The 16,634-nt window shown below is 53.1% G+C and carries 16 protein-coding genes, 1 tRNA gene and 1 pseudogene; 5 read left to right on the top strand and 13 right to left on the bottom strand.

Annotation, left to right across the window (positions count from 1 at the left end):
• Window positions 1-179 precede the first annotated feature (179 nt).
• Together ACHZB8_RS07340 and ACHZB8_RS07335 are read left to right on the top strand one after the other, a co-directional pair.
• Window positions 180-485: an integration host factor subunit alpha gene (locus ACHZB8_RS07340; RefSeq protein WP_316859848.1), complete on the top strand. Its 306-nt coding sequence runs from the start codon at window positions 180-182 to the stop codon at window positions 483-485.
• Window positions 486-640: 155 nt separating this feature from the next.
• A pseudogene (locus ACHZB8_RS07335) lies at window positions 641-925 on the top strand (MerR family transcriptional regulator); the annotation flags it as partial.
• Window positions 926-1,793: 868 nt separating this feature from the next.
• Here ACHZB8_RS07335 and ACHZB8_RS07330 read toward each other — a convergent pair.
• From ACHZB8_RS07330 to ACHZB8_RS07290, 9 genes are all read right to left on the bottom strand, one after another.
• Window positions 1,794-2,087 carry a hypothetical protein gene (locus tag ACHZB8_RS07330; RefSeq protein WP_316859605.1) on the bottom strand — a complete coding sequence of 98 codons (294 nt, stop codon included), beginning with the start codon at window positions 2,085-2,087 and terminating at the stop codon, window positions 1,794-1,796.
• A gap of 504 nt (window positions 2,088-2,591) precedes the next feature.
• Window positions 2,592-2,668: transfer RNA gene (locus ACHZB8_RS07325), tRNA-Pro, on the bottom strand.
• An 81-nt stretch (window positions 2,669-2,749) separates the two neighbouring features.
• Window positions 2,750-4,288, bottom strand: a complete 1,539-nt coding sequence (locus ACHZB8_RS07320) for an undecaprenyl-phosphate glucose phosphotransferase (RefSeq protein WP_316859604.1) — start codon at window positions 4,286-4,288, stop codon at window positions 2,750-2,752.
• Window positions 4,289-4,487: 199 nt separating this feature from the next.
• Window positions 4,488-5,042 (bottom strand): polysaccharide biosynthesis/export family protein, encoded by a 555-nt coding sequence (locus ACHZB8_RS07315; RefSeq protein ID WP_316859603.1) that lies wholly within the window; start codon window positions 5,040-5,042, stop codon window positions 4,488-4,490.
• A 103-nt stretch (window positions 5,043-5,145) separates the two neighbouring features.
• Window positions 5,146-5,343 (bottom strand): DUF2842 domain-containing protein, encoded by a 198-nt coding sequence (locus ACHZB8_RS07310; protein WP_316859602.1) that lies wholly within the window; start codon window positions 5,341-5,343, stop codon window positions 5,146-5,148.
• 16 nt (window positions 5,344-5,359) lie between these two features.
• A complete protein-coding gene (locus ACHZB8_RS07305) occupies window positions 5,360-5,773 on the bottom strand; it encodes a DUF6404 family protein (RefSeq protein WP_316859601.1) in 414 nt (137 codons plus the stop codon).
• Between the two features lie 100 nt (window positions 5,774-5,873).
• The gene (locus ACHZB8_RS07300) at window positions 5,874-7,154 is read right to left on the bottom strand and encodes an O-acetylhomoserine aminocarboxypropyltransferase (protein WP_316859600.1); all 1,281 of its coding nucleotides are present in this window, start codon (window positions 7,152-7,154) and stop codon (window positions 5,874-5,876) included.
• A 261-nt stretch (window positions 7,155-7,415) separates the two neighbouring features.
• Window positions 7,416-7,841 (bottom strand): CoA-binding protein, encoded by a 426-nt coding sequence (locus ACHZB8_RS07295; RefSeq protein ID WP_316859599.1) that lies wholly within the window; start codon window positions 7,839-7,841, stop codon window positions 7,416-7,418.
• Between the two features lie 8 nt (window positions 7,842-7,849).
• Complete coding sequence (locus ACHZB8_RS07290) at window positions 7,850-8,668, bottom strand: enoyl-CoA hydratase (protein ID WP_316859598.1); 819 nt, start codon at window positions 8,666-8,668, stop codon at window positions 7,850-7,852.
• Window positions 8,669-8,945: 277 nt separating this feature from the next.
• Here ACHZB8_RS07290 and ACHZB8_RS07285 point away from each other — a divergent pair, with 277 nt between their 5' ends.
• The 3 genes from ACHZB8_RS07285 to rpsI all read left to right on the top strand — a co-directional run bounded on the left by ACHZB8_RS07285 (window position 8,946) and on the right by rpsI (window position 10,586).
• On the top strand, window positions 8,946-9,239 hold the full coding sequence (locus tag ACHZB8_RS07285) for a hypothetical protein (RefSeq protein ID WP_316859597.1): 294 nt from the start codon (window positions 8,946-8,948) through the stop codon (window positions 9,237-9,239).
• Between the two features lie 400 nt (window positions 9,240-9,639).
• A complete protein-coding gene (gene rplM, locus ACHZB8_RS07280; protein WP_316859596.1) occupies window positions 9,640-10,101 on the top strand; it encodes a 50S ribosomal protein L13 in 462 nt (153 codons plus the stop codon).
• A 2-nt stretch (window positions 10,102-10,103) separates the two neighbouring features.
• Window positions 10,104-10,586: a 30S ribosomal protein S9 gene (rpsI, locus tag ACHZB8_RS07275; RefSeq protein ID WP_316859595.1), complete on the top strand. Its 483-nt coding sequence runs from the start codon at window positions 10,104-10,106 to the stop codon at window positions 10,584-10,586.
• Between the two features lie 192 nt (window positions 10,587-10,778).
• On the opposite strand, the gene ACHZB8_RS07270 is transcribed toward rpsI, so the two are convergent.
• The 4 genes from ACHZB8_RS07270 to ACHZB8_RS07255 form a co-directional block, all read right to left on the bottom strand.
• A complete protein-coding gene (locus ACHZB8_RS07270; protein WP_316859594.1) occupies window positions 10,779-12,077 on the bottom strand; it encodes a threonine/serine exporter family protein in 1,299 nt (432 codons plus the stop codon).
• A 395-nt stretch (window positions 12,078-12,472) separates the two neighbouring features.
• On the bottom strand, window positions 12,473-13,966 hold the full coding sequence (glpK, locus tag ACHZB8_RS07265) for a glycerol kinase GlpK (protein WP_316859593.1): 1,494 nt from the start codon (window positions 13,964-13,966) through the stop codon (window positions 12,473-12,475).
• Between the two features lie 139 nt (window positions 13,967-14,105).
• Window positions 14,106-15,611 (bottom strand): glycerol-3-phosphate dehydrogenase, encoded by a 1,506-nt coding sequence (gene glpD / locus ACHZB8_RS07260; RefSeq protein ID WP_316859592.1) that lies wholly within the window; start codon window positions 15,609-15,611, stop codon window positions 14,106-14,108.
• A gap of 13 nt (window positions 15,612-15,624) precedes the next feature.
• Entirely contained in the window at window positions 15,625-16,395 is a 771-nt protein-coding gene (locus ACHZB8_RS07255) for a DeoR/GlpR family DNA-binding transcription regulator (RefSeq protein WP_316859591.1), read from the bottom strand.
• Window positions 16,396-16,634: the final 239 nt, after the last annotated feature.

The raw sequence follows: 16,634 nt of genomic DNA, 5'->3' as shown, positions 1-16,634 counted from the left end.
GGATCCTGTTTACGGGTGCGGTTTATGCCGGTCGACGGCTGAAAGCGTCGGAAGGGAAACATTTTCCGACCGATCCTGATCAGTTTTACTCAGACTACCTGTTGACGGAAATGAATATCAGAAATACCCTGACAAGACTGGGCGAGTCACAGATTTTTTTTCAGAATGAGGTTGTCGATATGGGGGGTAAAACGGTAACGCGGGCAGACTTGTGCGAAGCAGTCTATCAAAAGGTTGGATTGTCACGTACAGAGTCCGCTGAGCTTGTCGAAATGGTCCTGGATGAAATGAGCAATTGCCTTGTCGAAGGACAACAGGTGAAGCTTTCTTCTTTCGGTACTTTTTTCGTCCGTGACAAAAACGAACGTGTCGGTCGCAATCCCAAGACTGGTCAGGAAGTGCCGATTTCGCCACGTCGTGTGATGGTCTTCAAACCGTCAAACGTTCTGAAAAAGAAAATTAACGACTCTCTCGCCCCTGAATAGCCGTAGCAATTTTCAGCTGCTTTCTTGGGGTTTTATATAGAATTTATACCTATTTGGAAGGGTTTTCCAAATTCGCACCCGGCAGAAGTGACCGGGATTGGGGGACTCTGTATTTTTGAATTGATTTGAGCGGCTGGCTCAATGGGTGGGGTGAGTTGAGAAAAAGTCCTGACGCATTCAAGACAATAAGCGAGGTTGCGGATGATCTTGATCTTCCGCAGCACGTTTTGCGTTTTTGGGAAACGCGTTTTTCTCAAATCAAACCCATGAAACGGGGTGGGGGGCGACGATATTACCGTCCCGATGATGTCGATCTGCTCAAGGGTATTCGTCATCTTCTGTATGATGAAGGCTACACGATCAAGGGTGTTCAAAAGATCCTCAAGGAACAGGGTGTCCGCTATGTAATCGACTGTGTCGATGGGCAGGATTCATCTGTCTCCACATCCGATGAAGACTTGAACCCTGATGATGAGTATCAGGAACCTGAGGCTCAGAGAGAGCTTGAAGTGTCGTCCGAAAGGCATTCTGAACGATCCGCCATGATCATGGTTCCCCATGCGGACCCGCACCAGCATGCACCCACTGCACCCAGTTTCCATGAGGAGCCTGCGGCAAAAAGAAGCCATGCAATTGGAGATCCCGATATGCATGTCCAATCGGATGTGCGCATTGCCCCCATATCGGAAAAAGCAGACAATATCGCTGAGTTCAAAACAAATCCGCAGCGAGCGGTTGCTCTGCGCGATCAAAATACCGCGCGCTCATCAAAAACTCATTCACCGCAGAGTGTTTCCGTTCACAAAGTGCGGTCAACGGAATTGCTTTATTCCGAACATCTGGCTTATGAGCAGGATGAAGAGATCCCTCAACCGACGCTCAGACAGACCCAGGGGCCGGTCGATGAGCAGCACCAGCCACCTCTGGATTTGTGTGAAGGCGAGCCTCAGTTTCTACGCGGAGAGGACGCTGCCGTCACAGTGGAGCAGGGGCGCAGCAAGATTTTGGAAGAGCAGCGCAATAGCGGGCTTTTTTCGAGGTTGATGGGCAATCGAGGGGAAAGTGCAGGCGTTGAAAATGCTCAGACCGGGCAAAAGGCGCTCGCCCTTGATGATGTCCGGCGATTACAGCTCACACTGTTCGAATTGCTCGAATGCAAGCGCATTCTTGATCAGGCAAGATCCAAAGAATAATCGGGCAGAAGGCTCGGTCCCTTTCCTGACGGCTCTGTGTGAACATGTCAAGCCTGGGTAAACGGTTGCCCAAATTGGCGATTGATCCGGAAGTTTTGGGGAAGGTCACGTTAACTTAACGCAGCGCATCCATCAGAGCCTGAGACGCTTCTGCAACATTTTTTGTTGCCATGGCACTGGCCTTGAACGCCATTTCGGTTTCAACCAAATCGACCAGTCTCTGCGCATCCAGGCTTGTCGCGGCGGAAACTGGCGCAATCGGTTCGGTCGCCTCCACCTCTCTCTCCGCCTTGAAAGCAGGTTGAGCAGCATTGTCCGCCACCGGATTGGCGATGCCTTTCGCGATGTCGTCGAAGCGGTCCGATGCGGCGGTCATGCCAGCCGTTGATATGTGAAGAGCTGAAATCATGGCCGGGATTCTACCATTGAGCTCTTAACCGCTTCCTCTCAGGATCATTAAAAATTTAGTGAAAAGCGCTTAGCTAAGATGAGCCATGCAGTGGCCACAAAAAAGAGATGGCCCCACCATCCGACAGGGCCATCTGATACGTCAGGTACGGTCAGTTACCATGACGTTCTGGTGTCTTTAAAAAACTCTGCCGACCATCACACGGCCTCGCCCCGAGCGACCCGATGACAGTAGCAAACGAAAATCGGCCAGCCAGGCAACGCACGCCCGAAAACACGCACATTTTGACCCGCAGTCACACACGGCCATAAGGGCTTGCATCAGGATTGCCTTCGGACAGATCCCGTCCGACTCGGCCTGAGTAGCAAATTTCACGTTGATAATTGGATATAAAGCGCGTGTTTCAAGAATATGACAACCAGCAAACACAGCTGCGACAGCGCTGTGAAGATGAAAATCTTGCAGAGAGGAAAAAACCGCCAACCGAGGCGAGAGGGGAAGAAATGGTCGGAGCGATAGGATTCGAACCTACGACCCCTTCACCCCCAGCGAAGTGCGCTACCAGGCTGCGCTACGCTCCGACAGGGGGATATATAGAGGCATTGTCATCCTGTTGCAATATTACAAATTGCCTGAAAGCAATTATCCTCAAGCTTTCATTTTCAGTAAGCGCCGTCTTGGCTTAGAATTTTCAGCGGCGTTGCGAAGAGGATGTAGAAGTCCAGCGCCAATGACCAGTTTTCGATATAATAGATGTCATGCTGGACGCGTTGCTTGAGCTTCTCATCATCATCAATTTCACCGCGCCAACCGTGAATCTGAGCCCAACCGGTAATGCCGGGTTTCACTTTGTGGCGTGCCATATATCCATCTGCCACCTCTTCGAACAGACGGTCATTGGTCTGCTGACGTGGTACATGCGGGCGAGGGCCGACAAGAGAAAGCGTGCCGATGAGGACGTTGAACAATTGTGGCAACTCGTCAATGGAGGTCTTGCGAATGAAGCGGCCGACCCTTGTGACTCGATTGTCGTGCTTGGTAACCGATTTCTTCGCAGTCTGGTCGCTTTGCTCGTGATAAAGCGAGCGGAACTTGAAGATGATGACCTCTTCATTGTTAAATCCAAGCCGTTTTTGCTTGAAAATGATCGGTCCGGGGCTGTCCAGCTTCACGGCAATCGCAGTGGCTATCAGAACAGGGGAAAGCACAAGGATTGCCGTTGCCGCGATGACGAGATCGAATGTGCGCTTCAGCAACCCACCCCAATTGGCGATGGGCTTTGCAAATACCGGAACGGTGGGCAGGTTGCCGACATAGGAATAGGTGCGACGTTTAAACTGCATCTTGTTCATATGGGCGCTCAGATGAATGTTGAGCGGTAACACCCACAATTTGTGAAGCATCTGCAAGACGCGTTTCTCGGCTGTCACGGGAATGGTGACAATCAGCATGTCGATTTTGCAGAGACGCGAAAACTCGACAAGGTCGTCAACGGTGCCCAGTTTCGGGTAGCCGGCGACGATTGGTGGCGAGCGATCATCATCCCGGTCATCGAAAATGCCGCAAATGCGGATGTCGTTGTTTTCCTGACTCTCGAAAGAATGGATGATATCGGCCGCAGGCTGTCCGCCGCCAACAATCACGGCGCGGCGCTCGAGCCGACCATCAGCCTGCCAGTGTCCGATCAGATAGGACTCGATGGCTCTGGCGACAGATACAAGTGCGATGCCGAGGAAATACCAGAGACCAAGCCAGCTGCGATTAAGATCGATTGATGTGGCAGACAGATAGCACACCAGAAGGAAAAGCACGGTCACCAGCGTCCATGCCCCGATGACCTTGCCGATTTGCGGGGCAAGATTGCTCATGTCATGGACGGAATAGCCATCGGCGGAAAGCGTGAACAGCAAAAATAACAAGGCACCGGAAACTGAAAACAGAACCGGTAGATGGAACCCTGCCAGAATTGCGCCTCCTGCGATTGTTGTGGATAGCACTCCGAGGCTTGCCAGCATCAGGAAGTCAAATAGCTGCACAAGCCCACGGACCACGGATGGCGCATAGGTCGTGGTCGAGAACTCCGAAGCCACTTCGCGGGCCAAATCTGGAATGGTCACGCTTTTATGAAAATCTTCGCCGTCCGCACTGGCAGACAGGACTGCATGTGAAGAAAATGCGGTTTTCGGGTCGACTGCCTGCATCCTCAAATACCTTGAAAAAAGAGTTTTACTTCTTGAGGCAAGGTAGCAGTGAAACTCTGACCAACTTTTAATAGCCCGGTCACTTTAGAGAATAATGACCAAATTTTATGCAATAGAGTTAATGAATGCTAATGATCAAAAATGCACCCCATGGCGCGGTGTCCTAGCGTCATCTGAGGCGCAAATAGGTCTGCAAAGCCTAGAAGAACCGTTCCCGAACGTAAATGGTGTCGCCCGGGCGAATAGGGGCCGTCAACTGGACCCGGCCGGTCAGCACCTTGCCGTTGAGTTGGCGTGTGATGTCGACATATCGCTGCTGTGCCCGTGCCGAAAAACCGCCCGCAATAGCCACAGCCGTTTGCACGGTCATACCGTTGACATAGCTATATTGGCCAGCGGTCTTCACTTCGCCCATGATGAAAAATGGTCGATAGCTGGCAATTTCAACAGAGACATCAGGGTTACGAATATAACCGTTGCCAAGCTGGGTCGCGATGGCATGAGCCAGCTCACTTGTCTGCTTGCCACGTGCCGCGATATTTCCGATCAAAGGAATGGAGACATAGCCCGACTGGTCGACTACATATTCGTTGTTGAGGTCCGACTGATTATAGACGATCAGACGGATGCGGTCTCCTGAATCAAGAACGTAAGGGCCGATTAGCGACTTGTGAAAGGCATCACCAGCCGGTCGGTAGCTCGAGCAGCCACCTAAACTCAGGGCAACAACCAACATCAACAAAAAACGAACCATTACGCGACTCTCTAAGAGGAAAACCGCCTTCATTTATGGGTGATTATGGTTAATGGGGAGTAAAGCTGCGTGAATGGAGGGCCGAGCTTTGCGAGGGAAATTGCTATTTTTCCATCCAGCGGATGATGAGGCCGGCAGGCACGACCCATATCGCACCGGTGACGATGAAAAACAGGATCTGAACCCAGCCATTGGCATTTGCCACTACCGCAGCGCCAATTGTCATGCCAACCGCCGCGTAAAAGATCACCCAGGAAACCAGAAGGATCATGCCAAAAAATTTTCTTGTACGCTGGGTCATCGCGTCTCCGTAAGGGCTAGGGCTGTGCGTCCAGATCGTTTTCGTCAATGTCCGGGTTGCTCTGCAATCGATCAGCCAGTGATGGCAGGTCTTCCCAGCGAGGCAGCTCATGACGCCTGGCCGCCCAACGATAATAGATGGACAGCATGACGCCGAACAGCAGACCTGCGGATCCTCCGGCATAAATCGCAATGCTGGATGGCAGGCTCGCGTCCTCCCACACCAACAACCACATAAGAAAGCCCCAGACAATCGCAAATGGTATGCCGGTCATCAGAATGTTGGAGAAGGCTGAGGAAAAATGAGGCGGACGGATCTTGAAACCCTGACTGCGAAGCAGTCGATGCAGGGGAGGGGCATAGTTGCCTTCAAGGATAGGCGTCTGTTTCAGGGATGCCATGGCCAGATCATATTGCGTATCAAAATCCATTTGGTAGGTCCTGAGGAAAAAGGAGAAATGAAGGACAATTGATCTGAGAATAGAGAAAGGCTGGAAGCATTTCCAGCCTTGCCCATGCTATTGCGAGATACTAGGACATCGCCTGATCAAGATCGGCAATGATGTCCTTGACATCCTCGATGCCGATGGACAACCGGATGGTGTCCGGCGCTGCTCCGGCTGCTGTTTTCTGAGCATCATCAAGCTGACCGTGGGTGGTCGATGCCGGATGGATGGCCAGCGACCGTGTGTCGCCGATATTGGCCACATGGCTGACCAGCTTGAGACTAGTGATGAATTTCACGCCCGCCTCGTAGCCGCCCTTGAGGCCGAAGGTGAAGACCGAACCTGCACCCTTTGGCATATATTTCTGCTGGGCGGCATGGTGCGGACTGGACGGCAGACCGGCATAGGAAACCCAGTTCACTGCGTCATGCTGTTCCAGCCATTTGGCAACGGCCAGAGCGTTCTCGCAATGGCGTTCCATACGCAGCGGAAGGGTTTCGACACCGGTGAGAATCTGGAAGGCGTTGAACGGCGAAATGGACGGCCCCAGATCGCGCAGGCCAAGAACGCGGCAGGTGATCGCAAAGGCGATATTGCCGAAACTCTCATGCATTTTGGTGCCGTGATATTCTGGCCGCGGCGCGCTGAGCATCGGGAACTTGTCGCTTGCCGACCAGTCAAACGAGCCGCCATCAACAATGGCCCCACCCATGGAGTTGCCATGTCCGCCGATGAATTTGGTCATGGAATGCAACACGATATCGGCACCATATTCGATCGGTTTGCACAGATAGGGTGTTGCCATGGTGTTATCGACAATGAGCGGAACCCCTGCATCATGAGCAACCTTGGCGAAGGCCTCGATGTCGCAGATCACCCCGCCGGGATTGGCTAGGCTCTCGATATAGACCGCACGGGTATTCTCATCAATCTGAGCCCGCGCTGCTTCCGGATCGAGGGCATCGGTCCACTTGACGTGCCAGTCATAGCTCTTGAAGGTGTGATTGAACTGGTTGATGGTGCCACCATAAAGCTTGTTAGCGGCAACCACATTGCATCCTGGATTCATCAGCGAATGAAACGTGACCATCTGACCGGCATGGCCCGAAGCGACAGCGAGAGCCGCGGTGCCGCCTTCCAGTGCAGCCATGCGCTCTTCTAGAACAGCCTGAGTCGGGTTCATCAGGCGTGCATAGATGTTGCCGAACTGCTTGAGGGCAAACAGGGCCGCCGCGTGGTCCGTATCGTCAAACTTATAAGCAGTCGTTTGATAGATGGGGGTGGCACGGGCGCCGGTCGTCGGATCTGGCTGTGCTCCGGCGTGAATGGCAAGAGTGGCGAAGCCGGGGGCGTCTTGATCGCTCATGATAAACCTCTTGAAAGGGAAAGCGCGGCTGCATTCTTGATAATGTTTGCCGCTTGGAATGACGTAAACTGTGGCCGCAATTTAAACCAGAGCGGGTTTCAATACCATTCGCAAAAGGCAAATATTGTCGCTAAATCTCAGTTTGGAACGAAAAATATTTTTGAATTTGGCGAGTTTTTGGCACATCTGAAAAAGAGCGTTGCGCCAAAGAGCCGCCTGACGGAAAATGAGTCGTGTTGGGACATCCTGTCCAGCAAGGGGCTAGATTGTCATCACGCAAGGATATTCAATTTTCGGGCAACGGTCCATGACAACCTGAAGCCCTGCCTTTTCGGCACGCGCGGCAGCCTCTTCATTGATCACGCCAAGCTGCATCCAGATCACTTTGGCCCCGATCGAGATGGCCTCATCGCACACGGCTCCGGCGGCCTCTGAATTGCGAAAGATATCGACCATATCGACCGGCTCTTCAATGTCTGCCAATCTGCCAAACACGCGCTGCCCGAGAATGTCCTTGCCTTCCTTGCCCGGATTGATCGGGATGACATGATAGCCATGCTCAAGCAGAAATTTCATCACCCGATGGCTGGCCCGGTCTTGCTTGTCACTTGCACCGACAAGGGCGATTGTTTTGACAGACGTCAGGATGCCTTTGATATAGTCGGCACTATAGTCAAGATCACTCATGAAGGGTCTCACTCTTTGAGGCTCGGCCAGTCGGCCTTTCGCTTGGACAAAAAGGCATCGATGCCTTCTTCTGCATCGGCCGCAAGCATGTTTTCTGCCATGACATGGGACGCCAGATCATAGGCATCGGCAAGGGTCATGTCGGCTTGACGGTAAAACACTTCCTTGCCGAATTTCAGAGCCTCTTGTGATTTGCCCGCGATCTCGATGGCATATTTGTCGACAACGATGCGCAAATAATCCTGCGGTACAACCCGATTGACGAGGCCATAGGCCTTGGCTGTGTGCGCATCGATCACCTCGCCGGTCACAAGCATTTCCATGGCTTGCTTCTGGGGAATGGCGCGCGTAATCGCGACCATTGGGGCCGAGCAAAACAGACCGATATTGACGCCTGGCGTACAAAAACTGGCTTCGTTGACGCAAATTGCCAAATCACAGCTTGCAACCAGCTGACAGCCTGCCGCCGTTGCGGTGCCCTGGATTTCGGCGATCACGATCTTTGGAAGATTGATGATGGTCTGCATCAGCGAGGCACACATCCGGAAGATATGGGCAAAGAAATGCTTGCCGCCATCCGGGTCTGAGCGCCGCGAGGTCAATTCCTTCAGATCGTGCCCCGCGCAGAAGACGGATCCCTTTGCCGCAAGCACGATAATCTTGGTCGCCTCATCTCTGCCAGCGGCTTCCAGAGCATCGGACAGGGATACCATCATGGATTCGGAAAGTGCATTGCGACGCTCCGGGCGGTTCATGATCAGTCGCCGAACAGGCCCAACCTGTTCGATCAGAATTGCTGGCTCTTCAACGCCCTTAAGCTCGGTCATATATCTCATCCTGAAGCAAGAATCTCAAAACGCCATGGACTTTGCCCGCGACGCAATTGCCCTGTCAAGTTAAGGGAGATACGGATTATGAAAAGCCCTTCTATCGGGTAACAGGTCTTTTGCTGAAACGAGGTCCATGACACACACAGAGCCGGGATCTCTCAAAGCTCGCAAATGGCCCGGTTCGGAGGAAGCGGTAACGAATTGAGCATTTACAACAGATCAAACCTGGCGAACACTTATGGATGTGACAGAAGATGATGAAGGGAGAATGATCATGGACAGCAAGGTTGCTTGTCAGGCTCTCAACTATCACGATGTCCTGAAAATCAACTATCACGGATATGATCGTGAAGTCGAGGTTCACGCAGTGGGCAAAACCCTGCGAGGAAATGAAATCATGTATGTCTACCAGACTGCCGGGGGTGCGAGAAACGGCAATTTGGGCTGGAAAAGGATGTTACTGGAAGATGCCCGCTTTATTGATACCATAAGCGGTGCGTCTCGGGCTCCTCGATCAGGATATGATGAAGAAGATTCTCATATCCATGATTCAGTGTGCGCACTCTGATTTCTGGTGGCGAGAAGTCAGATCGACAGGATTACACTCGCTTCTCGCATCCGCAGGCCTGACCGAAACTGAAGGCTTGGGATAGAATGCAACGCAAGGGCCATGGGCAGGGCGCGGCAGGTCTGCCCATGTTCTAGGTTGTTTGCTGCCAGTCAGGGAGCACCTACGGATAGGTCAAGCCTCAATGGCAGACGCCGTTTTTGCTCTGTTGCTACAAGAATTTGTGGTAAATTAATACCGCAAAAATAGGGCGTTGATTTCATTGATGAATTTTAAACAAAACTTCTTGACAAAAGAAATGGGTCCTGTAAAAGGAGCGCCAGACATTGCGGCGGTTCCATTGCCAGAGGCATGAGCCGCCGTTTCACGTTGTCAAATGACACCGAATTACGGAAGCGCAATGAAAACTTTTTCTGCAAACCCTTCTAACATCGAGAAGAAATGGATTCTGATCGATGCCGAAGGTCTGGTGCTGGGCCGTCTGGCTTCGCTTATCGCGATGCGTCTGCGTGGCAAGCACAAAGCGACCTTCACTCCGCATATGGATTGCGGCGACAATGTTATCGTAATCAACGCCGACAAAGTCAAACTGACCGGCCGTAAATACGAAAACAAAAAATACTATTGGCACACCGGTCACCCCGGTGGCATCAAGGAGCGCACCGCTCGTCAGATCATCGAAGGGAAATTCCCTGAGCGTGTGATCCAGAAAGCTGTTCAGCGCATGCTGCCAGGTGGCCCTTTGAGCCGTGTTCAGCTTTCCAACCTGCGCGTCTATGCAGGCAGCGAACATCCGCATGAAGCCCAGGCTCCCGAAGCACTGGATGTCAAATCCATGAACTCCAAGAATGCGAGGGCCTAACAATGAATGATACTGTTCAGTCTCTTGAAGAACTCGGCTCCGCAGTTGGCGTAGAAGCTGAAGACGCAGCACCGGTCCATGTTCAGAAGCTCGATGCTTATGGCCGTGCCTATGCAACTGGCCGTCGTAAAGATGCTGTTGCTCGCGTTTGGATCAAGCCGGGTTCCGGCAAGATCACCGTGAACAAGAAAGAATTCACCCAGTATTTCGGTCGCCCAGTGCTTCAGATGGTTCTCAAACAGCCAATCGTAGCTGCTGACCGCGATGGCCAGTTCGACATCATCTGCACCGTTAGCGGTGGTGGTCTTTCCGGTCAGGCTGGTGCAATTCGCCACGGCATTTCCCGCGCTTTGACCTATTACGAACCAGAGCTGCGCCCTGTGCTGAAAAAAGGTGGCTTCCTTACTCGCGACTCCCGTGTTGTTGAACGTAAGAAATACGGTCGTGCAAAAGCACGTCGTTCTTTCCAGTTCTCCAAACGTTAATCGCCAGCTACGGTTTTCGATTTCGAAGAAGGGCCCTTTTCGGGGCCCTTTTTTGTTGCCCAGTGCAGCCTTTCTGCACGTGGACGAGATGAAAGCACAGGCCGGGATTGCACACCTGCTGTTTCCGGCAAAAGAAAACCCCGGAGCGTGCCGGGGTCTCTTGATAGCTTAAAGAGATTGGAAAGCAGACGCTTACTGTGTCGGAAAGCTTGGCCTCTTGAAGATCTCGTTGATGAGCGTGATCGCCGCCCCAATGCCGCCAATGGTGAAGACAACGCTCAACATCGCTGCTGCCGAGCTTCCCAGAAGAGCAACATCATACGACTCATGCTGACTGGCAAATGTCATGAGGCCGACAAGGCCGTGGGCCGCACCACTTCCGGGAATCATCGGAATGCAACCGGCCAGCGCCAGCATGCTTCCCCCTGTCGGGAAGTTGAGCGGCATGAGATAGAGCATGCGAACAAAAAGCGTCACCACGATGGCTGCGATGGTTGACGACATGGCAAGTCCCCAATTGGCATCCATGCCCAGGGTGCGAATGGCAAGGGCAATGGCCCCGCCCACTGCGGCCCAGACTACAGTGCGCCAACTGAAATTGAACAGGATGCCAAACCCGGCCGCAGCAATTGCGCCGAAGATTGTGTGATGAATGATGCCGAAATGGGAGAGCACATCGTTGTTGTCAAAGTGAATGAACAGATGCCGCGACATGGCCACTCCGACCGTGAGGAAGATGAGTATCATCAACACGGTGATGGCGCGTGCACTGCCAAGGGTCGGCGAGCCTTCCATGATATCGGTTTGCGCATTCATCGAAGGAACGCCGGGCACCAACAGCAAGACCGATGAAAACATGGCCATTTCTGGTGTGACACTGCCAATCAGGGAAGACAGAAAAGCACCAATCGACGAGGCGACAAAGGCAACCGTTGCGACCATGGCAAAGGTGTTCTGTCTGTTTTTGACCATGAAATGGCGGATGGCTTGACCAATGAAGCCCGCCAACCAGATCGGAGCGAAGGCAAGTATGTCGGTGCCCAGCAACTGCCCGAAGGACGCGCAGGCAAGCCCGGTGGCCAGCGCCACGGTAAGCCAATGATGCTTCGGGGTGCTCGTGCGAAGTGCTGCAACCCGCTTTTCAATTTCTTCAGGCGTGATCTTGCCATAGGCAGCTCTCACAGCCAGAGACCTTGCCGCATTGTTCAATTGCAGATTGACCCCGTGATGGCCAACTTGCAACAAACGACTGATCGTATTGCCACCCCCTCTGACCGTGAGGCTCAGCGATGCGTAGCCAATCCGGGCAGCAAGCGTTTCGGTATGCTGACCGGCAACAACCATCGTCATGCCTTTGCGCACAATATCCGCATTTGCGCCGGTTTCCATCAACAGCTGTCCCAGGTGAAGGGCGGCCATGGCTATCTTTTCGAGTTCCCTGTGCTTCAGAGGAACGGGATCGGAATCGGAAGGGGGTTGGATGTCGGTCATTTCTGGTCTCTGTTTCGAGGCCGGACTGTCGGGATGGACAATCAACGGGCCAGTTGGTTCCATCATGTTCTCAAGAGCCTAGACTAAAGCGAACCTGTTGCATCTTTCTTGCATTCTCTGACAAAGCGAGAATATGGCGAATATGGGTATCGAAACTCTCCCGCCGTGAACCTGACTAACGATATATACGGAGAGAGGGTTTTACCTAACCCAATTTCTGGCAAAAATGCACCGTCATGTTATGAACGCAGACCAAATAGAAATGCATGGCTAGCGGGTTTTCCAGCCATGCACTTAAGTAAAACTTCGGAATCGAGCGGATTTTGTGCCGCGAGAGGGCGAACGCTTTCGACAGAGCCTGACCTGGCAGGCCCTCTCAAAGCGGACCGCGTTCCCTACCTGCTGAGTGTCCGGGAGACGGCATCAAGCCAACCGGCATATTTTCGCTCGCGCAGGCTTTCTTCCATCTGAGGCTCGAATCGATGCTCAAGCGACCAACTCTTGGCGAATTCTTCCTGTCCCGGATAAAAATCGACCTGACAGCCCGCAAGATAGGCGGCGCCAAGGGCGGTTGTTTCAAGCACACGCGGGCGCTCGACCACAACATCAAGAATGTCCGACAAGAATTGCATGGTCCAGTTGGAGGCGACCATACCGCCATCAACCCGAAGGATGGTGTCGCTATCGGTTTCCCAGTCCTTTTTCATCGCGGTCAACAGATCGCGGGTCTGATAACAGACCGACTCCAACGTCGCCCGGCAAAGTTCTTCCGGGCCCGAGCCTCGGGTGAGACCGAAAATCGCCCCGCGGCAATCCGCATCCCAGTAAGGCGCACCAAGACCGACAAAGGCAGGCACCAGATAAACATCCTGATTTACATCGGCCTTGCGGGCGAGGGGACCTGTCTGATTGGCTCGTTCGATGATTTTGAGGCCGTCGCGCAGCCATTGGACTGCGGCGCCAGCGACAAAGATCGAGCCTTCGAGACAGAAGGTCGGCTTGCCATCCAACTGATAAGCGATGGTCGTCAGCAAGCGGTTTTCCGAGCGAACCGGTTTGTCGCCGGTGTTGAGCAGCGCGAAACAGCCCGTCCCATAAGTTGACTTGAGCATGCCGGGAGCGAAGCAGGCCTGACCGATGGCTGCTGCCTGTTGGTCGCCCGCAATGCCAGCAATGGGGATAGGGCCGCCGAACAGCTCTGGCAAGGTGTGTCCGAAGTCGGACGCACAATCGCGCACTTCCGGCCGGTTCAGTTGCTGCGGCAGGTTCAGGATTTGCCGCAAAGTGCTGCTCCAGCGCCCGTTGTGAATGTCATAGAGCATCGTCCGGCTGGCATTTGTGGCATCGGTCGCATGGGTTGCGCCACCTGTAAGTCTCCATAAAATGAAGCTGTCGATGGTTCCAAAGGCGAGATGGCCTTGCTCTGCCAGCGCCCGAGCCCCTTCGACATTATCGATGATCCAGGCAACTTTGGTGCTGGAGAAATAGGGGTCGAGCAAAAGGCCGGTCTTCTCGATGACGGTCTCTTCCATGCCGTCATCTTTCAGGCGCTTGCAATAATCGGATGTGCGCCTGTCTTGCCAAACGATGGCATTGTGGATGCATTGACCGGTTCGCTTGTCCCAGACGAGCGTGGTTTCCCGTTGGTTGGTGATGCCGATGGCGGCGATGTCGGAGGCATGAGCGCCGGCATTGTCCATGGCTTCGCGGCAGGTTGCCACTACGCTTTCCCAGATCTCCTCCGGATCATGCTCTACCCAACCGGATTTCGGGAAATGCTGGGAAAACTCCATTTGCGAAACAGAGCAAATCCGGAAGTCTTGATCGAACAGGATCGCTCTGGATGACGTCGTCCCCTGATCGATTGCCATTACATAGGATCTTTTCATGAGCCATTCGCCCCTTCCTCGAATGCTGATATTGTAAGTGAGTCTAACCCCGAAAGAGCCACTTTTCGAAGTTACAAATTGGGTGCAGTCCGGGAGAAGCACCGGTCGGAAAAGTCCGACCGGCCTCCATGCTTATCCGCTAATTTGCATCCATGTAGGATTGCAGGACTGCAATCTGTTCCTGAGAAAATTTCAAACCGAGTTTGGTGCGGCGGAAAAGCACATCCTCTGCCGTTACAGCCCATTCATGATCGATAAGATAGCGCACTTCAGCTTCGTAAAGGTCTGCACCGAAATGCTGCCCCAATACTTCAGGAGTTGAAATGCCGGTGAGAACGGACGCCGCGAGCGTGCCATATTGCCGAACCAGTCGATAGGCATGTTTCTGGTCAAGATAGGGATGATCCTTGACAAGCGCTTCAATCAGGGCATTGAACTGGTCCGAATCGAAATCGCCACCGGGCAGGGGGGCTTGCTTGGTCCAGGCCGGTTTCTTGGCTCCCAGCTTGTGCTCGATCTTTTTCAGAACAGCTTCCGCCAGCATGCGCGAGGTCGTGATCTTGCCGCCAAACACATGAATGATGGAAGAATCGTGATCGTCCGGTTTCTGCCGCAAGACATAGTCGCGTGTTGCTTCCTGAGCCGCAGAGGCTCCGTCGTCATAAAGCGGCCTTACCCCTGAATAGCTCCAGACCACATCATCGCGGGTAACTGGTTTTTCGAAATAGTCGCTGGCTGCATCGCAGAGATAAAGCAGCTCTTCCTCGGTTGCCTTGATTTCGTCCTCGTTGAGGTCGCCTTCATAATCATGGTCGGTAGTGCCGATGAGCGTAAAGTCATGCGCATAGGGAATGGCAAAGACGATACGACCATCATTATTCTGGAAAATATAGCAACGATCGTGATCGAACATCTTCTTCACGATCATGTGGCTGCCCTGCACAAGGCGGACATTCTTGTCGTCAGGGCGGGCAAGCGCCTCATGGATGACGTGATCGACCCACGGCCCGGCAGCATTGACGACCATTTTTGCCTGATGATCAGATGTTTCGCCAGTCCGTTCATTTCGCGTGGTGATGGTCCAGATGCCGTTTTCATAGACAAGGGAAATGACCTTTTGACGAACAAGTATATCGGCTCCCTTGTGTGCTGCGTCCATTGCGTTGAGGACCACGAAACGGGAGTCGTCAACCCAGCAGTCTGAATATTCGAATGCCTTTGTGAATAGCGGTTTCAGGGGCTTGGCCACCGCATCTGTTTTCATGTTGATGTCGGCCGTGGCAGGCAGTTTCTTGCGACCGCCGATATGGTCATAGAGAAACAGCCCGATGCGGATCACCCATGCCGGGCGAATGCCGCCCTTGAAATAGGGCAGGACAAAACGCAGGGGCCAAACGATATGCGGAGCATTGGCCCAGACAACTTCCCGTTCCTTCAAGGCTTCACGCACGAGGCGGAACTCATAATATTCAAGATAGCGCAACCCGCCATGGATAAGCTTGGTGGAGGCCGACGAAGTCGCGCTGCTCAAATCATGCATTTCGGCAAGTGCGACCGAGTAACCACGTCCGACCGCATCGCGTGCAATGCTACAGCCGTTGATGCCGCCGCCAATAACAAAAATGTCTTTAATGGTGTTGGTCATGTGTTTCCTCCCGTCAAAGGGGTTTGGCAACGATAATTTCGGATTTTGCGTCCTGACACAGCGAGACGACTTCATCGTCGGGAAGGCTGTCCGTGACGAAATAGTCAACCTGCGATAGATGACCGATGCGGACCGGTGCCGTGCGTTCAAATTTCATGGAATCAGAGACAAGAATGGTCTTGCGGGCGCTCTGCAAAATCGCCTGTGCTACACGCACTTCCCGAACGTCATAATCGAGGAGTGTGCCGTCCGGATCGATGGCGGATGCACCGATGATTGCGAAGTCGACCTTGAATTGCCTGATGAAGTCGGCAGTTGCCTCGCCCACAAGGCCGCCGTCTTCCTTGCGAAGAACACCCCCGGCGATCACGACTTCGGCGTTGGACGAGCTGTGAAAGATGTTGGCCACATTGAGATTATTGGTGATGACCATCAATCCGTCATGACGGGTCAAAGCCTGGGAGACCTGTTCGGTGGTCGTCCCGATATTGATGATGAGAGAAGCATTGTCCGGAATGAGAGCCGCCGTTGCTTGCCCGATCGCCTGTTTCTGGTCCGCTGCGTGTCGGCGGCGTGCCTCATAAGCATAGTTGCTGACGCCCGAAGGGTAGATCGCGCCTCCATGAATCCGCTCCAATGCCTCGATCTCACATAAATAGTTGAGATCCTTGCGGATTGTTTGGGGAGTGACACCGAACATCTCGGCGAGGCTGTCGACATCGACCCGCCCGTCAATCCGGGCTTGATCCAGAATGGTTTTATGTCTGGGAATGAGTGTGTCCATGGGAGCCTCCTGTTAAGTCGACTATCTTCGATTTGGCTTAAAACCGCAACCAAAAATTTCGTTGACGCGACATTATGAACCTAAAACGAAGATAAACGAAACTTGTATGATGAAGGGAAGGCGTTTTCCAGAAAACAAGGCATGTCGCTTTTTACTGTTGCCACCCACAAGCGGGCACAAAAAAACCGCAAGAGGCAAACCGTAAAAAGTCGGCCTCTTGCGGTGTCTAGCCGCCGGAG

It is taken from the genome of uncultured Cohaesibacter sp. (genome assembly GCF_963556055.3).
Classification (GTDB): domain Bacteria; phylum Pseudomonadota; class Alphaproteobacteria; order Rhizobiales; family Cohaesibacteraceae; genus Cohaesibacter.
Note: the sequence above shows the minus strand (reverse complement) of the source record. Positions and strands in the feature narration are given on the sequence as shown.